The sequence below is a fragment of the Pseudomonas sp. CGJS7 genome (assembly GCF_036961695.1).
Map to the genome: position 1 here is coordinate 18493 of NZ_JBAMDI010000094.1, position 26377 is coordinate 44869.

Genomic DNA, 26377 nt, shown 5'->3' on the forward strand with positions numbered 1-26377 from the left:
TGCGTCCGATTAGTTCTGGACGCTGAGCTCGGTGCGGCGGTTCTTTTCGCTCTTGCAGGCCGGGAAGGTCTGCGGGGTCGGCTCGAGCGGACGGCTCTCGCCGTAGCCGACCGGGCCCGACAGGCGAGCGGCGTCGACGCCGTTGCTGGTCAGGTAGTCGTACACGGCCTTGGCGCGACGCTCGGACAGCTTCTGGTTGTACTCGTCCTTACCGCACAGGTCGGTGTGACCGGCGACTTCGGCGCGCAGGGTCGGGTTGCGCTTCAGGATCTCGGCGGCCTCGTTGAGGATCGCCACCGAGTCGGCACGCAGGGTCGCCTTGTCGAAGTCGAAGTTCACGCCCTTCAGGTCGATCGCGACCGGGACCGGGCAGCCGTCCGGACCGATGGTCTGGCCAGCCTGCGAACCCGGGCACTTGTCGTCGCAGTTGTTCACGCCGTCGCCGTCGTCGTCCTTATCGGCGCAACCGGCTTCCACGATCGGAGCCGGAGCCACGGCAGCGACGGGTTCCGGACCCAGCGGCACCACGATGCCGACCGAAGCCAGCACGTCGCCGAACCAGTCTTCCTGCGGAGCAGCAACGCTGCTGTCGTCGAAGTCGGCGCGGTACGCCAGTTCGGTACGGATGCCGACGCGGCCCAGGTCGCCCTGGATACCCACGCCGACCTTGGCGGCGAAGTTGCCGTCCTTACGGTTGCCCGGCGACAGCAGCGACGGGAGCAGGTACTCCTCTTCCGAACGCTGGTAGCCCAGGCCCATCAGGATGTACGGGTTCCAGTTGCGGCCGTCGGTCACGAAGTGGCGACGCAGGTCCAGCGAGATGCCGTACTGGCTCCAGTTGGCGTCCTGGTTCACGTCGAACTTCGGGTTCTGATAGTTCAGCTCACCGTCCAGCGACCAGTTCTTGTTCAGGAACTTACCCAGGCCGATCGCACCGAACGGAGCGTTGCGGGTGCCGCGGTCGTTGTCCTGGATGTTCATGCCGGCGGCGCCGGTCAGGTACCAACGGTCATCGAAATCCTGCGCGCTGGCAACCTGCGAAAAAGCCAAGCCCGCAAGCAAAGCGGTGCTCAACATACGAATCTTCATTTGTAACTCCTTCAGATCGATCGGAACGGGGGGTGATCGGGACTGTGTGATCGGGACAGTCTTCTGCGGCGCTGACTCTTATGACAGAGACACTTTCAGCACTGGCAAAGCCATGCGCCGCGGTCACTGGCGGGGGGATCATACACGGTCAAGAAGTTTGTTAATACCACTTAACGTAGTTCAGGCCGGGCTGCGAACTGTTTTGTGTGTAACGCCTACATACCCGCTCCGCCCACTGAGTTCCGATTCGGCCGACGAACGGTCGGTATTCGGAAACAAAATGCGGCGGAAGTCTTATTTTCGATAATGATTACGCTCGCGGCTGCAACACAAAAAGAAGCCCGGCACCAGGCCGGGCTTCAGGTTTTGTTGCGCTGCGGACCGCCTGAGCGGTCCACAGGTGCCGCTGCGTCCGATCAGTTCTGGACGTTGAGCTCGGTGCGGCGGTTCTTTTCGCTCTTGCAGGCCGGGAAGGTCTGCGGGGTGTTCTCGAGCGGACGGCTCTCGCCGTAGCCGATCGGACCGGTCAGACGGCTGGCGTCGACACCGTTGCTGGTCAGGTAGTCGTACGCGGCCTTGGCGCGACGCTCCGACAGCTTCTGGTTGTACGCGTCCTTACCGCACAGGTCGGTGTGACCGGCGACTTCGACCTTCAGGTCCGGGTAACGGCCGAGGATCTGGGCGGCTTCGCTCAGGATCGCCACGGCGTCCGGACGCAGGGTCGCCTTGTCGAAGTCGAAGTTCACGCCCTTCAGGTCGATGGTGACCGGGACCGGGCAGCCGTCCGGACCGATGGTCTGGCCAGCCTGCGAACCCGGGCACTTGTCGTCGCAGTTGTTCACGCCGTCGCCGTCGTCGTCCTTATCGGCGCAACCGGCTTCCACCACCGGGGCCGGAGCCACGGCAGCGACGGGTTCCGGACCCAGCGGCACCACGATGCCGACCGAGGCCAGCACGTCGCCGAACCAGTCTTCCTGCGGAGCAGCAACGCTGGTGTCGTCGAAGTCGGCGCGGTACGCCAGTTCGGTACGGATGCCGACGCGGCCCAGGTCGCCCTGGATACCCACGCCGACCTTGGCGGCGAAGTTGCCGTCCTTACGGTTGCCCGGCGACAGCAGCGACGGGAGCAGGTACTCCTCTTCCGAACGCTGGTAGCCCAGGCCCATCAGGATGTACGGGTTCCAGTTGCGGCCGTCGGTCACGAAGTGGCGACGCAGGTCCAGCGAGATGCCGTACTGGCTCCAGTTGGCGTCCTGGTTCACGTCGAACTTCGGGTTCTGATAGTTCAGCTCACCGTCCAGCGACCAGTTCTTGTTCAGGAACTTACCCAGGCCGATCGCACCGAACGGAGCGTTGCGGGTGCCGCGGTCGTTGTCCTGGATGTTCATGCCGGCGGCGCCGGTCAGGTACCAACGGTCATCGAAGTCCTGGGCGCTGGCGACCTGCGCAAGGCTCAGACCACCCAGCAGGGCGGCACAGAGGAGTTTCTTATTCATCTTGTAGCTCCTGGTTCTTAAAATTTTTGGAAACCGCGTCTACGAGGTTTCTACCGTTCAGGACGGCCGCCTGATTGACGCCATCCCGCGCAGAGTAGGTTTGCCAACGTGAAAGCGGTGTTAACAACCGTCTAACATTCGAGTCGGTTCCATGAATAATGGGACCGAGTCGCGATTCATTCAGGTTTGAGAAGGCAGTCCGTTCAGCAACGAACTGCACTTCTCAGGTGCGGATTTGACCGCTTCCAGCCGTTTACTTGGCCGACTGAGCGAACAGCGCCAGGAACTCGGTGACCGGCAGGGCTTCCAGTTCGGCCGGGTTGTTGGCCAGGGCCAGCAGGCGGTCGGCCTGGGCGGCCGGCAGCTTGGCGCGGACGGCGGCTTCGAACTTGGCCATCAGCACCGGGATGCCTTCGGCGCGGCGCTTGCGGTGGCCGATCGGGAAGTCGATGGACACCTTTTCGGTGGACGTGCCGTCCTTGAAGAACACCTGCACCGAGTTGCCGATGTAGCGCTTGTCGGGGTCGAAGTAGTCCTTGGTGAACTGCTCGTTCTCCTTGACCGTCATCTTGTCGCGCAGCGCGTCGATGCGCGGATCGCTTGCGACGGCGTCGACGTAATCGTCGGCGGTCAGGCGGCCGAAGATCAGCGGCACGGCGACCATGTACTGCAGGCAGTGGTCGCGGTCGGCGTAGTTGGCCAGCGGGCCGGTCTTGTCGATGATGCGCACGCCGGCTTCCTGGGTTTCCAGTTCCACCCGTTCGATCTGGTCGAGCTTGTCCTTGACCTGGTCGTGCAGCTTCATCGCGCACTCGACCGCGGTCTGGGCGTGGAACTCGGCCGGGAAGGAGATCTTGAACAGCACGTTCTCCATCACGTAGCTGCCGAACGGACGCTCGAACTCGAACTGCTTGCCCTTGAAGGCGATGTCGTAGAAGCCCCAGGTCTTGACCGACAGCGCGCTCGGGTAACCGACCACGCCCTTGACCGCGTTGAGCGCGTGGGTGACGGCGCGGCGGCAGGCGTCGCCGGCGGCCCAGCTCTTGCGCGGGCCGGTGTTCGGCGCGTGGCGGTAGGTGCGCAGCACGCCGTTGTCGATCCAGGAGTGCGAGACCGCGGTGACGATCGCGTCCTTGTCGCCGCCCAGCATCTGGGTGGCGACCGCGGTCGAAGCCAGGCGGACCAGGATCACGTGGTCCAGGCCGACCCGGTTGAAGGAATTCTTGAGCGCGTAGCCGCCCTGGATTTCGTGGGCCTTGATCGCGTGGCCGAGCACGTCGCGCACGGTCATCGCCTTGCCGCCTTCGGCCTCGGCCTTGCGGCCCAGGTAGTCGGCCACGCCGAGGATCGCGCCGAGGTTGTCGGACGGGTGACCCCACTCGGCCGCCAGCCAAGTGTCGTTGAAGTCGAGCCAGCGGATCTGCACGCCGATGTTGTAGGCGGCCTGGACCGGGTCGAGTTCATACGAGGTGTACGGCACGCGCGCGCCGCCGGTCATCTGCGCGCCCGGCACCAGCGGGCCGAGGTGCTTGAGGCATTCCTTGTGGTCCATCGCCAGCGCGGCGCAGGCCAGCGAGTCGAGCAGCATGTAGCGGGCGGTGTCGTAGGCCTCTTTCGAGTCGATCTTGTAGTCGGCGACGTAGTCGGCGATATCGACCATCGGCTTGTCGGGATCGGGGCGGACGGTCGAACGGATGTCGAAGTGGCTCATGTGCACGGGGCCTGCGAACGGGTGAGTGAGCCCGCTATTTTGCCAGACCGAGGGCGTCAGGCGGGGTCGTCGGTTCGCGGTTGCTGGCGGCGCGCTAATCACACATAGCGTTTTTGCCGGGGCGAAATTCAACAATGCGTTGCGTTGTTGCGAATTAATCGCAACAACAGAACGATCCGGCGCCCAGAGCGTGCTTGGAATCCGCCCGGCCGAGGATCACCCTTCGGTCATGGACATCCCTACCCGCTTGCCGACGCTATTCCTCTCCCACGGTTCGCCGATGCTGGCGCTCGAGGATTCGCCCGCCGGGCGCTTTCTCGACCAACTCGGCCAACAACTGCCGTGGCCGCGGGCGATCGTGATCGCCTCGGCCCACTTCATGACCGACCGGCCGATGCTCGGCGGCCACGAGCGGCCGCACACGGTGCACGACTTCGGCGGCTTTCCGCAGTCGCTGTATCAGATCCAGTACCCCGCGCCCGGCTTGCCGCGTCTGGCCGAGCAGATCCTCGCGCGGCTGGCCGATGCCGGCCTCAACCCCAAGCTGCGCGACAACCACGGCCTGGACCACGGCGTGTGGGTGCCGCTGCGGCGGATGTACCCGCACGCCGACATTCCGGTGGTGCCGCTGTCGGTGATGCCGCACGGCACGGCGGCGCAGCACTACGCCGTGGGTCAGGCGCTGTCGGCGTTGCGCGACGAAGGCGTGTTGGTGATCGGCTCGGGCGGGTTCGTGCACAACCTGGGCGATCTGGACTGGCGCGATCGCGATGCGCCGATGCCGCCGTGGGCGGCGGAGTTCAGCGCGTGGATGCACCAGAAGCTGGATGCGGGCGATCGCGAGGCCTTGCTCGATTGGCAGGCGCAGGCGCCGAACGCGCGGCATGCGCATCCGACCGTCGAACATCTGATGCCGCTGTTCGTCGCGCTGGGCGCGGCCGGCGAAGCGCCGACGGTGCGCACGATCCATCGCTCGCACGAGATGGGCTCGTTGGCGTTGGATGCGTTCGCGTTCGATTGACGACCCGCTGGCCGCGTCGCGCTCATCGGCAATCGGCGAAGTAAGCTGGCGACTGTTCGGCTACAGGCTCGACGTGTGTCCAGCGAATTCTATGTAGTGTTCGACGATCCCGAATGGCTGCCGGCGCATCGCGCCGAGTTGGCCGCGGCGATCCAGCGCTTGGCGACGTATGTGCGTGACGACGGGCCGGTGTTCTGGTTGCTCGGTTCGGAAGACCGCGATGCCGACGGCCGCTGGGCGTTCGATGTGCGGATATTCACCGAGTGGGAAAGCGGCAGCCTGCTGATCGAACTGACTCTGGCCACGCCGAGCATCGGCGCGGATTTGCGGCATTGGCTGGCGTGGTTGCGCGCGCAGACCGCGATCGCAGTGGTCGACGAAGACGGCGAAGCGGTTGCGGGCTGGCTGTGATCGGCTGTAGCAGTTGCGGTTATCGCGGCTCGCGCTCCCACGGCGGCACCTCGCCGAAGGACTCGGCCACGAAGTCCACGAACGCGCGCACCCGCAACGGCACGAACCGGCGTTGCGGCATCACCGCGTTGATCGCGGTGTCGGGCAAGCGATAACCCGGCAAGACTTCTACCAGCCTTCCAGCACGCAAATCCTCGTGCACATGCCAGGCCGAGAAATGGGCGATGCCCAGCCCGGCGAGCGCGGCGTCGCGCAGCACTTCGCCGAAGTTGCTTTCCAGCCGGCCGTTGACCCGCACCGTGCTCTGGTGCCCGGCTTCGTCGACCACCCGCCAATACTCCATCCGTCCCTGCGTGCCGACCAGCAACAGGCATTCGTGATCGGTCAGATCCTCGGGCACCCGCGGCGCGCCGTGGCGACGCAGGTATTCAGGGGATGCGGCCAGCACCCGGCGGTTGTCGGCGAGTTTGCGCGCGACCAGGCTGGAGTCGTCGAGCGGGCCGATCCGGATCGCCAGATCCATGCCCGAGGCGATCAGGTCCAGACGTTCGTCGTTGAGGTTCACGCTCAGCCGCACCGCCGGATAGCGGCGCTGGAATTCGGGCAGCAGCGGCGAGATGTACATGCGCCCGAACGAAGCCGAAGTGGTCACCCGCAACACCCCGGAGGGCTGGCTGCCGGATTGGCGCAGGTCGCTGGTCAGGCCTTCGAGTTCCTCGATCAGGGCGCGGCCGCGTTCGGCCAGGGCCATGCCCTCGGCGGTGGCGTGCAGTTGGCGCGTGGTCCGGTGCAGCAGGCGCACGCCCAGGTCGCGCTCCAGCCGTTTCAGGCGCTGGCTGGCGACGGCGACCGACAGGTCCAGGCTGCGCGCGGCGGCGCTGATCGAGCCCAGGTCGAGCACCCGCAGGAACAGGGTCAGGTCGGCGATCCGATCCATCGTATTTTCAACGAACCGTTGATAGTGATTCGCCATCCTGCGGGTTTTTCCACAAGATGCAACGGCCCAGACTGCCGCATCTCTTCACGGATGCGCCCCCATGCATGCCCCGTCGTCCTCTTCCGCCAACCCCGCGGCCAGCGCCGAACCCGCCTCCGGCGGCCGCAAGGGACTGCCGCTGGCGCTGTACGCGCTGACCGTCGGCGCCTTCGGCATCGGCACCACCGAGTTCGTGATCATGGGCCTGCTGCTGCAGGTCGCCGCCGACCTGCAAGTCGGCCTGGCCGCGGCCGGCCTGCTGATTTCCGGCTACGCGCTCGGCGTGTTCGTCGGCGCGCCGGTGCTGACCATCGCCACCGGGCGGATGCCGCGCAAGGCGGTGCTGGTGGCGTTGATGGCGATCTTCACCCTCGGCAACATCGTCTGCGCGATCGCGCCGAACTACACGGTGCTGATGATCGCCCGGGTGATCACCTCGCTGGCGCACGGCACCTTCTTCGGCGTCGGCGCGGTGGTCGCCACCGGCCTGGTGCCGGCCGACAAGAAAGCCTCGGCGATCTCGATCATGTTCACCGGCCTGACCGTCGCCACCCTGCTCGGCGTGCCGGCCGGCGCGTGGCTGGGTTTGCAGTACGGATGGCGCTCGACATTCTGGGCGGTGTCGATCATCGGTTTGATCGCGACGCTGGTGATCGCCACGTTGGTGCCGGCCGACAAGCGCAAGCCCGAGCCGGTGGCGTTGCGCCGCGAATTGAAAGCGGTGGTGCATCCGCAGGTGCTGCTCGGCTTGCTGATGACGGTGCTGGGTTTCGCCGGCGTGCTCACCGTCTACACCTTCATCCAGCCGATCCTGACCCGCATCAGCGGCTTCAGCGAAGCGGCGGTGTCGCCGATTCTGCTGGTGTTCGGCGGCGGCATGATCCTGGGCAATCTGATCGGCGGACGTTTGGCCGACAAGCGCCTGGCGCCGGCGCTGATCGGCACGCTGATCGCCTTGGCCGCGGTGCTGGGCGCGATGACCTTCGCCTTGCACTACAAGCTCGCCGCGATCGCCTTCGTCGGCCTGCTCGGCGTGGCCGCGTTCGCGACGGTGCCGCCGCTGCAGTTGTGGGTGTTGCAGAAGACCGATCCAGCCGGGCAGAACCTGGCGTCGAGCTTGAACATCGGCGCGTTCAACCTGGGCAACGCGCTGGGCGCGTGGTTGGGCGGCGCGGTGATCGAACACGGCCCGGGGCTGGGCGCGGTGACCTGGGTCGCGGCGTTGGTGACGGTGTCGGGCCTGGCGCTGGCGGTGTGGGCGGCGCGGCTGGATGCGCCGAAGGGCAAGGCGGCGGCGGCGGATGTCGGCAAAGATGGCGAACGCGATGCGGTTGCGTGTGCGGCGGGTTGAGTGCGTGCGTTCCCGCTGACGGTATCGACTGATGGCGCCGCACGAATGCATGCGCTCGCTCTTGATTTGGCCCTTGCCCGTCATTCCCGCGGAGGCGGGAATCCAGGGCTTCACCGCGACATGACTCTGGAGTCTCTGGATTCCCGCCTGCGCGGGAATGACCAACGGAAAGATGACGCTGAAGTCTTCGGGAACCGCGCGCCCTCCTACCGTCATTCCCGCGAACGCGGGAATCCAGGGCTTCACCGCGACATGGCTCTGAAGTCTCTGCATTCCCGCCTGCGCGGGAATGACGGCGAGAGACATCGCGCCGTGCGCTCACTCCACCGCGAAAAACCCCGGCAACTGCAGCAACCGTTCGCGCAGGAACTCCACCCACACGCGCGTACGCAGCGGCAAGTGACGCCGCGCCGGATACAGCACATACACCTCATGCGCCGACGCCCGCCATTGCGGCAACACCCAGACCAGTTCGCCGCGGTCGATCAAGTCCTGCACCAACCACGCCGGCGCCAGCCCCACGCCCGCGCCCATCAGAAAGCTTTCGCGTATCCCCAGCGAGTTGTTGATCCGATAGCGTCCATTCGCATCGATCCGCTGCGCCTGCCCATCGGGCCCGCGCAGTTCGATGCTGTCGCCGGCCCAGGCGAAGCGCAGGTAGTTGTGCGCGGCGACGTCGGTGGGCGTGTCGATGCGCGGGTGCCGGGCCAGATACTCGGGCGAGGCGACCAAGCCGCGCGGCGAGCAAGCGAGGTGGCGTGCAACGGCGTCGGGCGGCAGGCTGGCGCCCAGGCGCAGGGCCACGTCCATGCCCTCCTCGACCAGATCGACGTAGCGGTCGTTGAGGATCAGCTCGATCTCGATCTGCGGATACAGCGCCAGAAACTCCTGCGCCAAGCGGTTCAAGCGCAATACGCCGATGGTTACCGGCGCGCTGATCCGCAGCAGCCCAGTTGGAGTTTCGGTAAGGCCGCGCGCGTCGGCCACCGCTTCGCCGTAGTCCTCGATCACCCGCCGCGCGCGTTCGTAGAACCGCCGCCCCTGTTCGGTCGGCGCCAGATGGGTGGTGCTGCGCTGAAGCAGGCGCACGCCCAATTGCTGCTCCAGCGCCGCGACGGTCTTGCTGATCGTCGGCTGGGTGGTGCCCTGCTCGCGCGCGACCGCCGACAGGCTGCCCAGCTCAACCGCGCGCACGAAGGTCTGCAGGCTGCGAAGCGTGTCCATGCCACTCCCGGATCGTTACCCATTCCGATACGGAATGAACCCTATGCGATCTTGCCCGCTACTGGCGCCAATCGGAAGAACCTAATTTGAGCCGCGTCGAATCCCCGACGCCTCTCGGACCGCCCACATGAACACCTCGACCCTGCTCAAACCCCTCGCCGCCGCCGCGCTCGCGCTGGCCCTGACCGCGCCCGCCCACGCCGCCGATTCCGCCGCCGCGCGCTGGGTCGGCACCTGGACCGCCAGCCCGCAGCCGACTTGGGCCCCGGGCTTCGTCCTGCCCAACGGCGCGCCGGCGCAGTTGCACCAGCAGACCGTGCGCCAGATCGCGCGGGTCAGCGTCGGCGGCAAGCGCGTGCGCATCGCCCTGTCCAACGCCTACGGCGACCGCCCGCTGGTCATCGGCGCTGCGCGCATCGCCCGCAGCGCCGGCGATTCGCGCATCGATGCCGGCAGCGACCGCGTCCTGACTTTCGGCGGCCACGCCAGCGTGACCGTGCCGGCGGGCGCGCCGGTGCTCAGCGATCCGGTCGATCTGGAAGTCGCTGCGCTGGGCGAAGTCGCGGTCAGCCTGTATCTGCCGCAACCGACCGAACTGAAAACCTTCCACTGGGAAGGCCTGCAGGACACCTATCTGGCTGCCGGCGACCGCACCGCCGAGGCGCGCATCGACGGCGCGCAAGTGCTGCAGACCCGGCCTTTCCTCAGCGGCGTCTACGTCGAATCGGCGCGGCCGATCCGCACCGTGGTGACGCTGGGCGATTCGATCACCGACGGCGCCGGATCGACGCCGAACCGCAACCAGCGCTGGCCCGACGCCTTGGCCCAGCGCTTGTCCGCAAGCAACGACGTCGCCGTGCTCAACGCCGGCATCTCCGGCGGGCAGGTGTTGAACGACGGCATGGGCGTGAGCGCGTTGGCGCGGTTCGAACGCGACGTGCTCAGCCTCAAGCCCGATACCGTGTTCGTGCTGATCGGCATCAACGACATCGGCTGGCCCGGCAGCAGCTTCGAGCCGCAACGCGAGGCGGTGACCGCGCAGCGCTTGATCGACGGTTATCGCCAGCTGATCGCACGCGCGCGGCTGAACTCGGTGCGCATCGTCGGCGCCACGCTGACCCCGTTCGAAGGCGCGCTGCCGGATGCGCCGGTCAAGAACTACTACAGCCTGGACAAGGAAAAAGTTCGGCAAGCGGTCAATGCCTGGATCCGCGACAGCGGCGAGTTCGACGCCGTGGTCGATTTCGACGCGGTCACCCGCGACCCCAGCCACCCGCGCCGTTTCCTGCCGGCCTACGACTCCGGCGACCGCCTGCACCCCGGCGACGCCGGTTACCGCGCGATGGCCGCGGCCGTGGACCCGGCCGTGTTGTTCGGCGCGCACTGACGCTCGACCGCGCGCGGCCGGCGCGGCTTCGCAAAACCCAACGGCCGCTTCGCGCACAATCCGGCATCGATGCACCGATGCCGGCCCCACCCTTCCCCGCCCCCTTGGAGTCCGCAATGAAAGCCGTAGCCCTCACCCGTTATCTCCCCATCGACGATCCGCAATCGCTGGTCGATGTCGAACTGCCCGCGCCGACCGCCAGCGGCCACGATCTGCTGGTGCGGGTGGAGGCGATTTCGGTCAATCCGGTCGACACCAAGGTGCGCTCGCCCAAGCCGCAAGTGGAAGCGCAGCCGCGCGTGCTCGGCTACGACGCGGCCGGCGTGGTCGAAGCGGTCGGCGAAAACGTCACCCGCTTCAAGGTCGGCGACCGCGTGTATTACGCCGGCGACATCACCCGGCCGGGCACCAACAGCGAGTTGCATCTGGTCGACGAACGCATCGTCGGCGCGGCGCCGACCTCGCTCAGCGCCGCCCAGGCCGCGGCGCTGCCGCTGACCGCGATCACCGCGTGGGAGTTGCTGTTCCAGCGCATGCCGTTCGACCCGGACAACGGCGGCCAGGGCAAATCGCTGCTGGTCCTCGCCGGCGCCGGCGGCGTGGGCTCGATCGCGATCCAGCTCGGCAAGCGCGCCGGCTTCACCGTGATCGCCACCGCCTCGCGCAGCGAGACCGTGGACTGGTGCAAGCAGATGGGCGCCGACCACGTGATCGACCACCGTCAGGCGCTGGCGCCGCAGCTCAAGCAAATCGGGTTCGAGCACGTCGATGTCGCGCTCAATCTGGCCGACACCGATCGCTACTGGGACGTGCTGGGCGAAGTGCTGGCGCCGCAGGGCCGGGTCGGGCTGATCGTCGAGCCTTCCGGCGCGCTGAAGATCGGCGATCCGTACAAGGCCAAGTGCATCGGCATCTACTGGGAAATGATGTTCTCCCGTGCGCGGTTCCAGACCGCGGACATGGTCGAACAGGGCAAGTTGCTCGATCGGGTGGCGCAGTTGATCGACTCCGGCGAGCTTAAGGGCACGCATACGCAGACGCTGGGCAAGATCGATGCGGCGACGTTGCGCGAGGCGCATCGGCGGTTGGAATCCGGGACGACGATCGGGAAGTTGGTGCTGGCGGGTTGGTAAACCTGCGTAACTTCGATGCCGTCATCCCCGCGAAGGCGGGGATGCAGGGCTTTATCGCGACATGGCTCTGAAGTCTCTGGATTCCCGCGTTCGCGGGAATGACGGGCAAAAAAGCGGCGGGCAAAAGCAAAGTCGCTACGTGGCCCCGATGCCGTCATCCCCGCGAATGCGGGGATGCAGGGCTTTATCGCGACGTGGCTCTGAAGTCTCTGGATTCCCGCGTTCGCGGGAATGACGAGCAAAAAAGCAAAGCCGCTGCATTGCTCCAAAGTAACGGCGCAGCCCTGATGCCGTCATCCCCGCGAACGCGGGGATCCAGGGCCTTATCGCGACGCGACCTCAACGCGCCGCCCGCAACGCGCTCCCACCGCGGGTCGGAACCGCATCGCAACGGTAGGCCGAAATCTCGTTGATACGGATTCGGCTGGGATCGTGATCCGGCCCTTGATACCCGATCACCCGCAACTGCGTCAGCCGGGTCGTGGGAATGCGATGCTCGCGCACCGTCTGCACGTTGCCGCGCACTTCCTCGACCAGACGCCAGGTTTCGCCATCGAGGTACTCCAGATCGTAATCGCGCACCTCCCAACCGGCGGTGGTGTAGACCAAGACCTGATCGGCCTGGGCCGCGACCGGCAACGCGACTTGCAGCCGGTTGGAGAAGCTGGCCTTGTCCGAAACGCCCACGCTCGACCAACTGTATTGCCCGCCGAATGCAGTGTTGTTATCGCCGTCGGTCGTGCGCGCCGGGTCGTATCCCACCGCGGTGTCGCTGGCACTGGCCGCGCCGCGCAACAGCAGGTTGGTGGTGCCGCAAGCCAGCGGCGGCGCCGCGGCGAACTGCCGATAGTCGTAGGCCTGCGTGTCCAGTTGATCGAACAACCAGTCGGACAGATTGGCCGCCTCGCGCTGGTCGGTGGTGATCAGATTGGTCAGGCGATACGGCCCGTTGCGGCGGCTGGCGAAGATGTCTTCGCCGGCAAAGCGCAACCGCACCGGATTGGCGCCGGCGGCGACGTCGAGCAACTGCGCCGCGTTGGCGACCACCTGGCCTTCGCTATCGACCAGATCGGCCGACACCATCGCCGCGCCGGCGTAGTCCGAACTCACCTCCAGCGGAACTTCGAGCGCGGCATAACGCTTGCCGTTGCCCTGCGGGATCGCGATTTCCGCGCCGGTGAGCCTGACCTCCAGATTGCGCTTGCCGATCTGCACCGAATCGCCGCCGCCGCGCTCGAACACCTGACCGGTCGCGGTGGTGCCGGACACGAACCACGACACCTCGGCGATGCCCGGCGCATCGGGCACGTTGTACAGACCCACGAAGCGGCCGTCGTCGCGGCGCTTGGTCGGAACCGTATCGACCCGCCCGTCGATCCTGCGCACCTGGATCTCGGCGGTCGCGCTCAGCAACGCGGAGGTCGGCGCCAACACCAGCTCGGCCTCGGTGCCGCTCATCAAGAACGGGAACAAGGTATCGAGTTCCATGCCCAGCGGGCTGGAGAACGACGCCGAGGTCTCCAGCTCGGTGCCGTCGACTACGTCCGATCCGCCTTCCACGATCATGCGCCAACGCCCGGGACGCGGCGCCAGCAACTGATAGCTCGCGCTGGTCTTGTCGCTCTGGTACAGCACCATGTCGGGATCGAGTTTGTCCTCGATCGGATCGTCCGGTCCCGCCTCGCCGTCGTACACCGACGCGGCGAACTCCGGATCGAACACCCGCCCGCTCGGATCGATCAAACTCACCCGCGCGCTGCCGGCGGTCCAACGCGCCGCGAACACGGTCGGGCTGCCGTCGATCAGCACCTCGCGCTCGATTTTCGAACCAGCGCGCAAGGTGTCGCGCAGATTCAAGGTGCGCTGATTGAATTCATCCGCTTCCTCACGCGCCTTCGCCGACGACGGCGCGTAGATCGCCAGCGGGTCGCGCAGCGGCTCGGTTTCGCGCAGCAAACCGCCGAACGGGAACTGGAACGAGGGCGAGCCGCAATGGGTGCGCGAACGCGCGACCAACACCGGATGCACGCAGTTCCAGTACGCCTGATTGCTCAGGCCGCCGCCCCAGCTGTAGTAATCGCGATGGCCGAGCGCCGGGGTGATGTGGATTTCCTGCGTGGTCATGCGATCCAGATAGCCGGGCATGCCGGTGGAGCTATAGGTCTGGATCAGACCATCGTCCGAACCCGGAATCAGCACGCCGGAGGTCCAGCCCCAGCCGTTGCGGTATTCGAAGCTCGGCAAGGGAATCGAGAACAGGCAAATGCGTCGGCCGAAGATGCGGAAGCAGACCCGATGCTGGCGCCACATCGGCGCATCGCCGCCGACCGAGTGATAGACCACGCCCGGACGCTGGCCGTGGGTGATGTTGAACAACTGCATGCTCGGCTTGGCCATCTCGCACACCGCCGGCTGATTGGGCAGGCAGGCCAGGCCGGTGATCGCCGGCGCGCCGCGGTGCGGAGTGCCGAAGGTGAACAATTGCGAGACGTCGTTGCGGTACAGCAGGCTTTCGACATACGAGCGCGAGACCAGTCCGCCCATGCTGTGGCCGAACAGGATCACCCGCGGCTGGCCGGTTTGGTAACGCGCGGTGTCGATCGCCGAACGCACGCGCAACGCATTGACCCGCAGCGGCGGAGTGAAGCCGATGCTGGTCTGGATATTGGCGTCGAAACCGCGATATCCGGCTTGTTGCAAAGCGCCGAACACCGGGTTGAAGCGATTGACGTTATCGGTCCAGCCGGTCACGTACACGATCGGATTGCGGCTGTAGCCGAAGATGTCCGCCAGCGCCCGCGAGCCGCCGTTGAGGGTGACGGTGAACTGATCGCGCAAGAACGCATCGCTGCCGAACGTCCAGCCGGTCAGCCGCGGCCGCACCGTATAGGTTCCCGCCGGAACGCCGGTGAAGCTGTAGTTGCCGTTGCCGTCGGTGATGGCGGTGCGTCCGCCGCCGAGATCGACCAGCGCATTGGCCAACGGCCGCCACGTGCCGAACTCGATCACCCGGCCGCTCAAGCGCGCGCCCTGGGTCGAACGGCAGTCGTAGATTTCCAGCTCGTTGATGCGGAAATAACCCGGCTGCACCGCCGAACCGCTGACCCCGAGGATGCGCACGGCATCGGCCAGGCGAGGCGCGAAGCGGCTGTCGCGCGAGACCGCGCTGTTGCCGCGCACCGAATGCGCGGTCACCCAAACGCCGTTGACCCGTAGTTGGATGTCGTAGCTGCTGGCCTCGTAACCGCTCGTGGTGAACAGCTGCACGCGGTCGATATTGGCCGGCGCCGACAGGGTCAGGTCCAGCGTCATGGTCGCGCCGCGATCGTTGACCCAACTGGCGGCGCCGCCCAAGGCGGTGCTGCGGTCGCCGTCGTTGACCCGTTGCGCGCTGTAACCGGGATAGGTCGAATGGCCGGCGGCGACGCCGCGCAAGGCCAGATTCGGCGTGTCGCACACTTGCGCCCATGCCGGCGGCAACCACGCCAACGCGAGCAGAAGCAGGATGAGAATTCGTACCGAAGCGAGCGAACGCGGCGCGCGGGCACGGCGGATGTTGCGGTCGGACAAGGCCATCGGATCCTCCTGATCACTGTACAAGCCCGTGCCGACAAGCCGGCGGGCGACGTTGACTCAGCTGCCTGACGCTAGTTAGTCCGAATACGCGCCGCGGTTACCGGACGTCACTCACAGAAAGCGCGGCCGGATCGAAGCCGAAGACGAACGGGTGCATGCGCCGTGCCCGCGTGCGAACGACCCGCGCATTCACGCGCCCTGGATGCGCACGACCGTGCGGAGCGTCCGCGTAGTCGATAAGACCGGACGTGAGATCGGACACCCGGGCTGCGTGATCCATCGCGCATTCGGCGAGCTCGGCCGATCCGCGCCGCGATTTCGCATCGCCCACAAAAAAGGGGCCGGCGAACCGGCCCCTTGCCTTGTTGCCACTCGCATCGGCTCAAGCCGCCTTGGGCTCGCCGCGCGCCTGCTCGTAGCCGTCGAACACCATCGACGCCGAGGCTCGGCCCTGGGTCAGCGACCGCAACGCGGTCGTGTAACCCGACAACTGAGCCAGCGGCGCGCGCGCGGTGACGTCGCTGCGGGTGCCGTTGTCCTCGATCGACACCACCCGGCCGGAACGCCGTTGCAGATCGCCGACCACATCGCCGACATTGCCGGCGGGCGTATCGATGACCAGCGACATCACCGGTTCGAGCAAGTCGGTGCCGCTCTGCGCGAGCGCGGCTTTGAGCGCATCGGCGGCCGCGCGCTGGAACGCCAGCTCGGACGAATCCACCGCGTGGGTCTGGCCGTCGGTCAGACTCACGGTCAGACCGACCACCGGATACCCGCGCGGCCCCTCCGCCAACGCCAACCGCACCCCCTTCTCGGTGGCATTGACGAAGTTGCGCGGCACCACACCGCCGGTGGTGCGGTCGACGAACTCGAACTGCCCGTCTTCGCGCGGCTCGACATCGATCGTCACCCGCGCGAACTGGCCGCTGCCGCCGTTCTGCTTGGACAGCTTGCCTTCCACCGCGCGCACCGCCCGGCTCGGCGTTTCCTGGTAGGCGACCCGCGGCGAACCGGTGCGCACTTCCACGCCCCAATCGTCGCGCAGCTTCTGCACCATCACGTCCAGATGCAGCTCGCCCATGCCCCACACCAGGGTCTCGCCGGTTTCCGAATCGGTGCCGACGCGGAACGAAGGATCTTCCTGCGCCAGACTGGCCAAGCCCTGGCCCAGACGGATCAGATCGCCGGCCTTGCCCGCGGTCAGACGCCACGACAACACCGCCGGCTGCGCCTGGATCGTGTCCAGCACCCAGCGTTCGCCGACCGCGCTCAGGGTTTCGCCGCTGACCGCGTCCTTCCAACCCGGAATCGCGACGATTTCGCCGGCATAGGCGACATCGACATCGTGTCCGCGATTGGCCTGGACCACGACCAGACGCCCGACCCGTTGCGGCTTGCCGCGACGCGACGCCCACACCGTATCGCCGACCCGCAACGTGCCCGAGTACAGGCGCACGAACGAGAGCGCACCGTGTTCCTGGTGCACGATCTTGAACAGCAGGCCCGCCAGCGGCCCGGACGCATCCGGCGCCAACGCCCACTCCTGACCGTCTTCGCGCTCGGCGCGCACGCTCGGGCGATCCAACGGCGAAGGCAGGTAGTCGACGATCGCGTCCAACAGCGTTTCCACGCCCTTGTTCTTGAACGCCGAACCGGCCAGCACCGGCGTGCCCGCGCCCTTGAGCGTGGCCCGGCGCAACGCCGCCTTCAGCATCGCCGCATCGATCGCGCGCGCCTCGAGGAACGCTTCGGCCAAGGCGTCGTCGTGATCGGCCACCGCTTCGATCAAAGCCGAACGCTGCGGTTCGAACTCGCGCGCTTCGTCCTCGCTCCACGGGCGGCGGGACAACCGATTGTCCGCATCCCACAGCACGACGTCGCGGGCGACGTAGTCGACCCAGCCTTGCAGATCGTTTTCGATACCGACCGACTGACCCAACGGCCACGGCACCGCGTCGAGCTTCTCGCGCATCTGCGCCAGGGTGCGCTCGAACGACGCGCCGATGCGGTCCATCTTGTTGACGAACGCGATCAGCGGCACGCCGTGCCGGCGCGCCTGGCGCCACACGGTTTCCGATTGCGGCTGCACGCCGTCGACCGCGCTGAACACCGCGACCGCGCCGTCGAGCACGCGCAGCGAACGCTCGACTTCGATGGCGAAGTCGATGTGGCCGGGGGTGTCGATGATGGTCAGCCGATGCTCGGATTGGCCTTGCGGCGCCCAACGCGTCTGCACCGCCGCGGCGCCGATGGTGATGCCGCGGTCTTGTTCGATCTTGGTGAAATCGGTGGTGGCCGCGCCGTCGTGGACTTCGCCCATGCGATGGATCGCGCCGGTTTTCCACAACAGGCGTTCGGTGAGGGTGGTTTTGCCGGCGTCTACGTGGGCGATGATGCCGAGGTTGCGCCAGCTCGAAGCGATAGAGGTGTTCATAAGAAAGTTCGCGATAGTGCCAACGAAGGGAGCCCGCGCATCCCCGGTTGGCGACAGGGCGCGCGGCTAGGTTCGGGTTTCGGCCGTGGTATTCACGACACGTTCTCCTTGGCGGTTTTGCTGCTGCGGTGAGTGGAGTCCGGCGTTGACGGCCGGGGTTCGGAAAAAACAGCGGGCAATAAAAAAGCACCCTTGCGGGTGCTCTGGTTCGGTGTGGCCGTGGCGGGGTCGATTACATCGACCGCGAACCTCGGATCACAACGCACAGGCGCACCCGGCCCGCGCTCGCGCGCGGGGCGTTCTGCGATATCAGGAGCGGGAAGCGCTTCATGACGGTTGCGGCCTGAGGAATGAGGTGCTTTAGCGTGTGCATAGAGTAAGGGCGGCGCGGTGGGAGTCAACGGGAGGGGCGCGGTTGCGGGTGGGATTTATTGTTCCAACGCGTGCACGATGGCCTCACGCCAACCATCGCCCCTGAAAACCGTCGCCCCCTTTGCAAAAGGGGGCGGGCGCCCGGCGTTGCTTTGATTGCCTGCGAATCGATCGCGCGGGGGATTTGCCTCGGCTGGAGCAAATCCCCCCTACCCCCCTTTTTCAAAGGGGGGGAACTTTCTTGTTGGGGCGAAGCGGCTGGGTGCCAGCGTGTTCGCGATCGCGATCGCGCCGCCACGCTAACCGTCGCCCCCTTTGCAAAAGGGGGCGGGCGCCCGGCGTTGCTTTGATTGCCTGCGAATCGGTCGCGCGGGGGATTTGCCTCGGCTGGAGCAAATCCCCCCCCTGCCCCCTTTTTCAAAGGGGGGGAGGCTTCTTGTGGGGGACGCAGGGGCTGGACGATTGTCGGCTTCGTGGCGAAGCCACAACTCACGCCGCCTTGCTGTCCTCACGCTGCCGCTTCAACACCGCCACCGGCTCCGCCCACGCGCTGCCGCCGCGACGCTTGCTGGTGGTCAACACCAGATCCGACGGATCGAACACGTTGAGGTTATGCGTGATCGGCGTGGTCAGGATGTACTGCGCATCGGTAGCGCGCAGGAACCTGCCGACCTTCTCGATGTTGAACACGTCCAAGTGCGCGAACGGTTCGTCGATAAACACGAAGCCGCCCGGCTGGTCTTCGTCGCGCAGCAACGCCACCAACAACAGCAGCGACTTCATCACCTGCTGGCCGCCCGAGGCCTCGCCGTCGTCCAGACCGATCCAGCCCTTGCGGTCGAAATCGAACCGCACCGACAAACCGGCTTGCGCCAGCGCCACGTCGTTATTGGCCAACTCAGGCATGTCGGCGTCGACGCCGATGCCGGCCAGTTCGCCCAGCGCAGCCAGGTTCTTCTTGTAGCGGCGCACGGTCGCGCGCAGCACGTTGATATACGCCCCGCGCGCTTCTTCGGTAAGCCGCTTGGCGCGTTCCAGATGGCCTTCGCGGCGCATGATCGAACTGGCCAGTTCGTCGTGGTCGGCGCCGATCTTGTCGCGCAAGGGCACGCACGCCTCATCGACGACGAACCCACCGCGATCCAGCCGATCGTCGATGCGCTCGATCTCGCGACGCACCGCCGACGCGCTCTCGTACTCGGCGCGGGCGGCCTGCAACGCGGCCGGGCTGCGCCAGGACTCGGGCATCAGCGCGCGCTTGCGGCGGTAATCGACGATGCGCTGGATCAAACTCTGGCGCTCGCCGTTGATCTGCTGCCCGCGTTCGCGCAACTCGCGCGCGAGCGCGTCGATCTGGCCCTGACGCTTGGCCGCGGCGATGCCTTCGGCCTTGTCCTGATCGGCGGCTTCGTCGATCTTGGCGCGCGCTTGCGCCAGCCCGGCCGCGGCCTGGGCGGCGGCTTCGGCCAGTTCGGGCAGGCGCGCTTGCGCGTCGGCGAACTCGGCCGCGCGGGTGACCAGTTCCTGGGTCGCATCCAGCCCGAGCAAACGCGATTGATCCGCGTCCACGCGCTGGCTCAGTTCCTGCAACTCCGCCTCGCGCGAGTGCGCGCGCTGGGCGATCGCCGCCTGCTCGGCGCGCAGTTCGGCCAGTTGCGACTGACGCGCGCCGGTGCCGAAGTGGTGCTGGGTGCCGCCGATATGGCGGCCGCCGCGGCTTTCGCGCAGGTAGCCCTTCTGGGTGATCCAATCCTGCCCGGCCGGCAGGCGCGAGCCGTGTTCGATGTCGGTGACCCGGCGGATGCGGTCGAGCTGGCGCGGCAACCACGCCGGCGGATCGGCCGAGAAGCGCACCACTTCCAGCAGCGAGCCGGCGCTGGCCTTGGGTACCGGCGCGCGTTCGGCGACGATGAAGTGGCGGTATTGCTGGCTTTCGCCGAGCTGCCACGCCGCGCGCGACTGCTTGGGGTTTTCCAGCACCAGCAGATGGCGATACGGCGCCAGCACCGCTTCGACCGCGACCGACCACTGCGGATCGACGATCTCGACCAGTTCGGTCAGCACCCGGTGATCGATCTTGGCCTGATCCAGGGCGGCGCGGAAATCGCGTTCGAACGGCTCGACGATGCGCCCGCCGCCGCTGAGCGCGCCGATCTGCGCGGCGATCTCGCCGGTGCGCTTGCGGTCGCGTTCGGCTTCCAGCTTCAGCTCGGCCTGACGACGGCGGCCGTTCTCGACGCTGGCGCTGAGCGCGTCGACATCGAGCGAGCCGCGCTGGGCTTGCAGCTTGGCCAGTTCGTCGCGGCGCTTGACCAGCATCTCGGCGTCGCGCGCGGCGTCGCGGGCGCGGGTGAAGTCCTGTTCGCTGGCGCCGACCTGGCGCCGCGCTTCGCGGATGGCTTCGGCCAGCGCGTCGCGGCCGCTGGAGGCGACGGTGTCTTCGGCGCGCATTTCCTCCAGCGCGCCTTCGCGCTCGCGCAAGGCGCGGCGCAAACCGGTCAGGCGCGGCTTGGCGCCCTCGATGGCGTTGCGCTGCTCGGCCATCTCGACCTTGGGCGCGACCTCGCTCTGCAAGCGCTGGCGCTGATTGCGCAGCGCATTGCCTTCTTCGAACGAGCGCACATCGGCCTTGGCCGATTCCAGCCGCAGATGCAGGCCGGCCAGATCCTGGCCGAGCTGCTGCAGTTCCTTTTCCACGTCGAACTGTTCGCTGCGCGCGCGCTGGTAATCGTCGAGCACCGCCTTGTCTTCGAACACGTCGAAGATCAGTTGCAACAATTCGCGCGGCGAGTACTGGCAGAGTTTGTCGGTCGCGCCTTGTTCCAGCGTGAGCACGCGGCAGATCGCCCGGGTCAGGCCCGCGCCGGCCAGACGCACGCGGTAGTCGCGCACGCCGAGCCAATCGCCGCCCTGCTCCAGGGTTTCCACCGGCACGTCGCCGCCGACGATCTGGTAATCGCGGCTCCAATCGCCGCCGCGCTTGCGGATGCGGCAGGCCAGGGTGACCAGATCGTCCTTGATCGGAAAGAACGGGCGGCCGCCGCGGCGGTCGGGGCGGTTGCTGACCACCGCGCGCAGCCACGCATACGGCTTGCCGTTGTGGCGCAGGTAGGTCTTGTAGTCGCGCGCGGTATCGCGGTCTTCGATCGCCAGCAAGGTGCGCAGCGCGTCGAGCAAGGTGGTCTTGCCCGAACCGTTCGGGCCGACCACGGTGACGATGGAGGCATCCAGCGGCAGCTGAAAGCGCTGCCAGTAATCCCAATGCACGACTTCGAGCGAGCGGAACTCAAACATCGGCCGCGGCCTCCTGCTTTTCGATGGCGTCTACGGACAGTTCGGATGTTTCTTCGGGCGCGGGCTCGTCGCTTTCGGCTTCGCCCGGCAGTTGCGGCAACGGCTCAGCGGCGACCGCCTCGGCGTCTTCGGCGTCGAGGGCGACGTCGGCTTCGGTGTCCTCATCCGAGTCGGCATCGCTCAGCGAAGCTTCGAACGCGGCTGCATCGAAATCGATGTAGCCGTCGTCGGCCAGGCCGTGCGCGGCGCTGTCGTGCGTCGGGACTTCCTCGGTCGGAGCCGCATCGCTTACATCCGCACCGCCCTCGCCCGCAGCGGCCGCATCGGCCGCTTCCTGCGCCGCCAATTCCAAAGCGTGCTGGCGCGCTTCGGCGACCACGTAGGTGAGCGCACCGTCCATCACTCGGCCGGCGATGCGTTCGTAATCCAGGGCCAAATCCAACAGCGGACCTTCATGGATGCGCTCTTTGCGCCGAACGATGAAGCCCTGCCGCGCCAGCGCGCCCAGGTTGAACTGGATCCGGGTCTTGCCGCCGAGCTTCTCGCCGAAATCGGCCAGCAGCGTGCGTTCGTTGATCGGCTCGACCACTTCGGCGCCGACCGGCACCGGCTTGAGTTCGGCGAACATCTGTTCCTGATCCTGATCGCGGTCGGCCTGTTGGCGGGCGATCTGGCGCTGGCGCTTGGGCAGCACCAGCAGCGCCCACAGCACCACCAACAACGCGATCGCGTCGCGATCCAGTTGCAGGTTGGTCGACGACCAGGCCTTGGCGCTGCCGAACACCGCCGACTCTTGCGGCCGGGCGACGCCAACGGCGACGTTGGCGGCGTAAGGATGTTCGAGCAAGCGCAATCCGACCTGGGCCAAACGACGTTCCAGGTCGTTGCGCAGTTCGGCGTCGGTGAGCAGGTCGCGCACGGCGACGTCGTCGCGCGGCAGCCAGCGTTCGGCGATCAGGCGCGCGATCAGTGAGGCGATAGGGTCGTTCATGGGGTGTCCGCGGTTTCCTTCGCCGCTTTCGCGCGCCGGGCCGGTTGCCCGGTGCCGCGCGCGGAGGCGGTCTTCTTATCGGTGTGCTTGTCGGCGTTCTTGGTTTTGGCGGCGCGCTTGCGCGGGGCCGCGTCGGCGTCGCCTTGTTCGATCACCGGCGCCAGCCGGTCGCTGGCTTCGCTTTCGGCGATGTCGGCCTTGGAGCGTTTGCGCGGCGCGCGCGCCTGCAAGCGTTCTTCTTCGCTGATCGGCCGCAGGCGGCCGCGGCTCATGTAGGCCACGCCGGCGCGTTCGACGGTTTCGAATTCGGTTTCCACGTGCCAGGCCAGCGGCAACCGCGCCATTGACGCGCTGACGCCTTCGCGGTTTTCCGCGCCGGGGTCGCCGATCAGGCCGAGCAGGGACATGCGATACGCGCTCAGGGTGAAACTGTCCTGCGGAATCAAACCGCTCAGCGCGCTCGCCTCGCCGGTCAGCGCGCTCAACGCGGTCAACTCATCGAGCCAGCGTTCGGCGTACTGGAAATCGGTGGCCGCCGCGGGCGAGCCTTCGGCGCTGGGCGCGGCCATCGACGGCGGCAGCGATTGGTCTTCGCGCGCTTCGCGCTCGCGTTCCACCAGTTCGTACTCGGCCACGTCCAGGGCGATCGGCGCGAGCATGAAGGCCGGAATCGCCGAACGCGTGAGCACGTCGTCGGCGATGCCGGCGAGCGCGTCGATGTCCAGATCGCGCAGAAAGCGGTTGACGTCCGAGGACGACAAGCCGCTCGCGCCCAAGTGCACGCGGTGGCGGTCGAGCGTGCTCAGCGCGCGCTGGAACACCGAGGCCTGACGCAGCATCGCGCTCTGGGCGCGGCCGATCTGCTGGGCGACGCGGTGGGTGTGGCTGTCGAGTTCCAGATCGGCGGAAATCTCCTCGACGATCTCGGTGCCTTTCTCGATCCAGCGCCAGGCCTGCTGCAAGGTGCCGGCGGCGCGCAGGATGCGGTGCTCCGAGCCGCTGAGCACGGCCTGATCGAAGTCCTCGCGCAATTCGTTCAGACGCGACAACAGATGCTGCAAGTCGTCCGGCCGCACGCGCCCCACCGCCTGGCCGGCGGCGATCTGCGCGGTGACGTAGGCCAGCTCATCGCCTTCGCGATTGAACTGCAGCAGCAGGCCGATCGCCGACAAGGCCTGACGGCCGGCCGGGCTGATCCGGTAACGCTGGCTTTCGTTGTCCCACAGCAGCAGGTCGTTATCGCGCAGACGGCCGATCACGGTGTCGAACTTGACCGGGTCCAGGTAGGCGAAGTGTTCGCGCAGTTCCTGCGGCGCCCAGTCCGGGGCCGAGCCGCGTTCGCCGATCGCGCGCAGCACCAGCAGGCGCACCATCACCGACTCTTCGCCGCCGTGGAACAAGGTGGAGAACGCGCGCAGCAGATCGCGCGCGCCCAGCAGGGGCTGCAGGTCGGGCAGATCGGCGGCGACGATGTCGGCGCGCAGGTAGTCCTGGATGCTGGTTTCGGTGGCTGGATCCATGAATTACGGACTACGGGGGGTCGGGCATGTTCGGCGATGGGCCGCGTCCATGACAACCGTTGCGTTGCGCCCGCCCGCGTGCCTGCCTTCGCGCGGCCTTGATCGCCGGCCCGGTCCTGTCACACCCGGACCCGCCCGGGGGCCCTGCCGGCACCCCGCGCCCCTTGAATTACAGCGCTTTTCCCGGCATCGTGCGCATTCCATACGCCAGCGTATACAGCCAGCATGACCACGGCCGCCCACCCCGGTTCGAACCCGCCTCACCCGCTCGATCCGGCCGCCAGCGCGCCGCATCCCCTGTATCCGCACCTGTTCGCGCCGCTGGACCTGGGCTTTTGCACCCTGCCCAACCGGGTGCTGATGGGCTCGATGCACACTGGCCTTGAAGACAAGGCCGCCGACTTCCCCAAGCTGGCGGCGTATTTCGCCGAGCGCGCGGCCGGCGGCGTCGGTCTGATCGTCACCGGCGGGTTCGCGCCCAACATCGTCGGCTGGCTCAAGCCGTTCGGCGGCAAGCTCAGCTGGCCGTGGGAAGCGGGCAAGCACAAGCAGGTGACCCGCGCGGTGCACGAGCACGGCGGGCGCATCTGCATGCAGATCCTGCACGCCGGCCGCTACGGCTACCACCCGCTGCAGGTGGCGCCGAGCAAACTCAAGGCGCCGATCAATCCGTTCACCCCGCGCGCGCTGTCGGCCGGCGGGGTCGAGCGACAGATCAAGGCCTTCGTCAATTCGGCGCGGCTGGCGCGCGAGGCCGGTTACGACGGCGTCGAGGTGATGGGCTCGGAAGGCTATCTGCTCAATCAGTTCACCGTGCCGCGCACCAACAAGCGCAAGGACGCCTGGGGCGGTGAGGCGCCGCAGCGGTTCCGCTTCAATGTCGAAATCGTGCGCCGCATCCGCGAGGCCTGCGGGCCGGATTTCATCATCGTCTACCGCCTGTCGATGATCGATCTGGTCGACGAAGGCTCGACCTGGAGCGAAGTGATCGCCCAGGCCCGCGCGATCGAAGCCGCCGGCGCCACCCTGATCAACACCGGCATCGGCTGGCACGAGGCGCGGGTGCCGACCATCGCCACCTCGGTCCCGCGCGGCGCATTCACCGGCATCACCGCGCGGCTCAAACCCGAAGTGCGGATTCCGCTGGTCACCACCAACCGCATCAACATGCCCGACGTGGCCGAGCGCATCCTGGCCGAGGGCGAGGCCGACATGGTGTCGATGGCGCGGCCGCTGCTGGCCGACGCCGACTGGGTCAACAAGGCCCGGCGGCAACGCGCGGCCGACATCAACACCTGCATCGGCTGCAATCAGGCCTGCCTGGACCACGTCTTCGCCAACAAGCGCGCCAGCTGTCTGGTCAATCCGCGTGCCTGCGCCGAGACCGAGCTTAACTACCTGCCGACCCAGGCGCCCAAGCGGGTGGCGGTGGTCGGCGCCGGCCCGGCCGGGCTGGCCTGCGCGACGGTCGCGGCCGAACGCGGCCATCGGGTCACCTTGTTCGACAGCGCCGCGCGCATCGGCGGCCAGTTCAACCTGGCCAAGCGCATTCCGGGCAAGGAAGAGTTCTACGAAACCCTGCGTTACTTCGCTGGCCGGATCGAACAGACCGGGGTCGAGTTGCGCCTGAACACCACCGCCGACGCCGCGGCCCTGGCCGGCTTCGACGAAATCGTGCTGGCCTCCGGGATCAAGCCGCGTCAGGTCGATTTCCCGGGCTCGGACCACGCCCGGGTCTGCTCGTACCTGGACGTGCTGCAAGGCCGGGTGGTGCCGGGCCCGCGCGTGGCCATCGTCGGCGCCGGCGGCATCGGCTTCGACGTCGCCGAATTCCTGGTCCACGACGGCCCGCACTCCGGCGACGACGCTCCGCACCATCCCGACCCGGCGCGCTGGCGCGCCGAGTGGGGCGTGGACCTGGATTACGCCGACAACCGCGGCGGCCTGGCCGAGCCCCGCCCCGAACCGCCCGCGCGCCAGGTCTGGCTGCTGCAGCGCAGCCCCGGCAAGCCCGGCGCGAAACTGGGCAAGACCACCGGCTGGATCCATCGCGCCACCTTGAAGGCCAAGCAGGTGCGCATGCTCGGCGGCGTGGAATACCTGGGCATGGACGAGGAGGGATTCCGCATCCGCATCGACGGCAGCGAACAGGTGCTGCCGGTGGATCAGGTGGTGATCTGCGCGGGCCAGGAGCCGTACAAGCCGTTGGCGGCTGCGCTCGCCGACAGCGGCAAGCCGGTGCATGTGATCGGCGGCGCCGATGTCGCGGCCGAACTCGATGCCAAGCGTGCGATCGCTCAGGCCAGCCAACTCGCGGCGCGGCTCTGAGTCGCGTTGCGCATACATATATGCGCATACATATATATGTGTAGTTGCGAACAAGCCCTGTAG

At 67.2% G+C, this 26377-nt stretch carries 16 protein-coding genes; 6 read left to right on the forward strand and 10 right to left on the reverse strand.

Annotated elements, in window-relative coordinates; all coding sequences use genetic code 11:
• Positions 1-9: 9 nt before the first annotated feature.
• The 3 genes from V7787_RS37550 to V7787_RS37560 all read right to left on the reverse strand — a co-directional run bounded on the left by V7787_RS37550 (position 10) and on the right by V7787_RS37560 (position 4296).
• Positions 10-1089, reverse strand: a complete 1080-nt coding sequence (locus V7787_RS37550) for an OmpA family protein (protein WP_336092689.1) — start codon at positions 1087-1089, stop codon at positions 10-12.
• 416 nt (positions 1090-1505) lie between these two features.
• Entirely contained in the window at positions 1506-2585 is a 1080-nt protein-coding gene (locus tag V7787_RS37555; protein ID WP_336092690.1) for an OmpA family protein, read from the reverse strand.
• 253 nt (positions 2586-2838) lie between these two features.
• Positions 2839-4296, reverse strand: a complete 1458-nt coding sequence (locus tag V7787_RS37560; RefSeq protein WP_336092692.1) for a bifunctional 2-methylcitrate dehydratase/aconitate hydratase — start codon at positions 4294-4296, stop codon at positions 2839-2841.
• 229 nt (positions 4297-4525) lie between these two features.
• Here V7787_RS37560 and V7787_RS37565 point away from each other — a divergent pair, with 229 nt between their 5' ends.
• Positions 4526-5317: a DODA-type extradiol aromatic ring-opening family dioxygenase gene (locus V7787_RS37565; RefSeq protein ID WP_336092694.1), complete on the forward strand. Its 792-nt coding sequence runs from the start codon at positions 4526-4528 to the stop codon at positions 5315-5317.
• A 75-nt stretch (positions 5318-5392) separates the two neighbouring features.
• Positions 5393-5728 carry a hypothetical protein gene (locus V7787_RS37570; protein ID WP_336092697.1) on the forward strand — a complete coding sequence of 112 codons (336 nt, stop codon included), beginning with the start codon at positions 5393-5395 and terminating at the stop codon, positions 5726-5728.
• A gap of 19 nt (positions 5729-5747) precedes the next feature.
• Here V7787_RS37570 and V7787_RS37575 read toward each other — a convergent pair whose 3' ends face one another.
• Positions 5748-6665: a LysR family transcriptional regulator gene (locus V7787_RS37575; RefSeq protein WP_336092700.1), complete on the reverse strand. Its 918-nt coding sequence runs from the start codon at positions 6663-6665 to the stop codon at positions 5748-5750.
• A gap of 172 nt (positions 6666-6837) precedes the next feature.
• On the opposite strand from V7787_RS37575, the gene V7787_RS37580 reads away from it, so the two are divergent.
• Entirely contained in the window at positions 6838-8055 is a 1218-nt protein-coding gene (locus V7787_RS37580) for an MFS transporter (RefSeq protein ID WP_442965349.1), read from the forward strand.
• Positions 8056-8373: 318 nt separating this feature from the next.
• On the opposite strand, the gene V7787_RS37585 is transcribed toward V7787_RS37580, so the two are convergent.
• Entirely contained in the window at positions 8374-9279 is a 906-nt protein-coding gene (locus V7787_RS37585; RefSeq protein WP_336092702.1) for a LysR family transcriptional regulator, read from the reverse strand.
• 127 nt (positions 9280-9406) lie between these two features.
• Here V7787_RS37585 and V7787_RS37590 point away from each other — a divergent pair, with 127 nt between their 5' ends.
• Together V7787_RS37590 and V7787_RS37595 are read left to right on the forward strand one after the other, a co-directional pair.
• Complete coding sequence (locus V7787_RS37590; RefSeq protein ID WP_336092704.1) at positions 9407-10666, forward strand: SGNH/GDSL hydrolase family protein; 1260 nt, start codon at positions 9407-9409, stop codon at positions 10664-10666.
• Positions 10667-10782: 116 nt separating this feature from the next.
• Positions 10783-11799 (forward strand): zinc-binding alcohol dehydrogenase family protein, encoded by a 1017-nt coding sequence (locus tag V7787_RS37595; RefSeq protein WP_336092706.1) that lies wholly within the window; start codon positions 10783-10785, stop codon positions 11797-11799.
• Between the two features lie 339 nt (positions 11800-12138).
• Here V7787_RS37595 and V7787_RS37600 read toward each other — a convergent pair whose 3' ends face one another.
• The 5 genes from V7787_RS37600 to V7787_RS37620 form a co-directional block, all read right to left on the reverse strand.
• Positions 12139-15375 (reverse strand): PGAP1-like alpha/beta domain-containing protein, encoded by a 3237-nt coding sequence (locus V7787_RS37600; protein ID WP_336092708.1) that lies wholly within the window; start codon positions 15373-15375, stop codon positions 12139-12141.
• Positions 15376-15757: 382 nt separating this feature from the next.
• A complete protein-coding gene (fusA, locus tag V7787_RS37605) occupies positions 15758-17809 on the reverse strand; it encodes an elongation factor G (protein ID WP_336092710.1) in 2052 nt (683 codons plus the stop codon).
• 861 nt (positions 17810-18670) lie between these two features.
• Positions 18671-21475: an AAA family ATPase gene (locus V7787_RS37610; RefSeq protein ID WP_336092712.1), complete on the reverse strand. Its 2805-nt coding sequence runs from the start codon at positions 21473-21475 to the stop codon at positions 18671-18673.
• Positions 21468-22466 carry a hypothetical protein gene (locus V7787_RS37615; protein ID WP_336092713.1) on the reverse strand — a complete coding sequence of 333 codons (999 nt, stop codon included), beginning with the start codon at positions 22464-22466 and terminating at the stop codon, positions 21468-21470. The genes V7787_RS37610 and V7787_RS37615 overlap by 8 nt, the downstream gene beginning before the upstream one ends.
• Positions 22463-23986, reverse strand: coding sequence for a hypothetical protein (locus tag V7787_RS37620; RefSeq protein WP_336092715.1), 1524 nt, complete (start codon positions 23984-23986; stop codon positions 22463-22465). Before V7787_RS37620 ends, V7787_RS37615 begins: the two co-directional genes overlap by 4 nt.
• Before the next feature lie 225 nt (positions 23987-24211).
• Between V7787_RS37620 and V7787_RS37625 the strand changes: the two genes are divergently transcribed.
• Positions 24212-26314 (forward strand): NADPH-dependent 2,4-dienoyl-CoA reductase, encoded by a 2103-nt coding sequence (locus V7787_RS37625; RefSeq protein WP_336092716.1) that lies wholly within the window; start codon positions 24212-24214, stop codon positions 26312-26314.
• Positions 26315-26377: the final 63 nt, after the last annotated feature.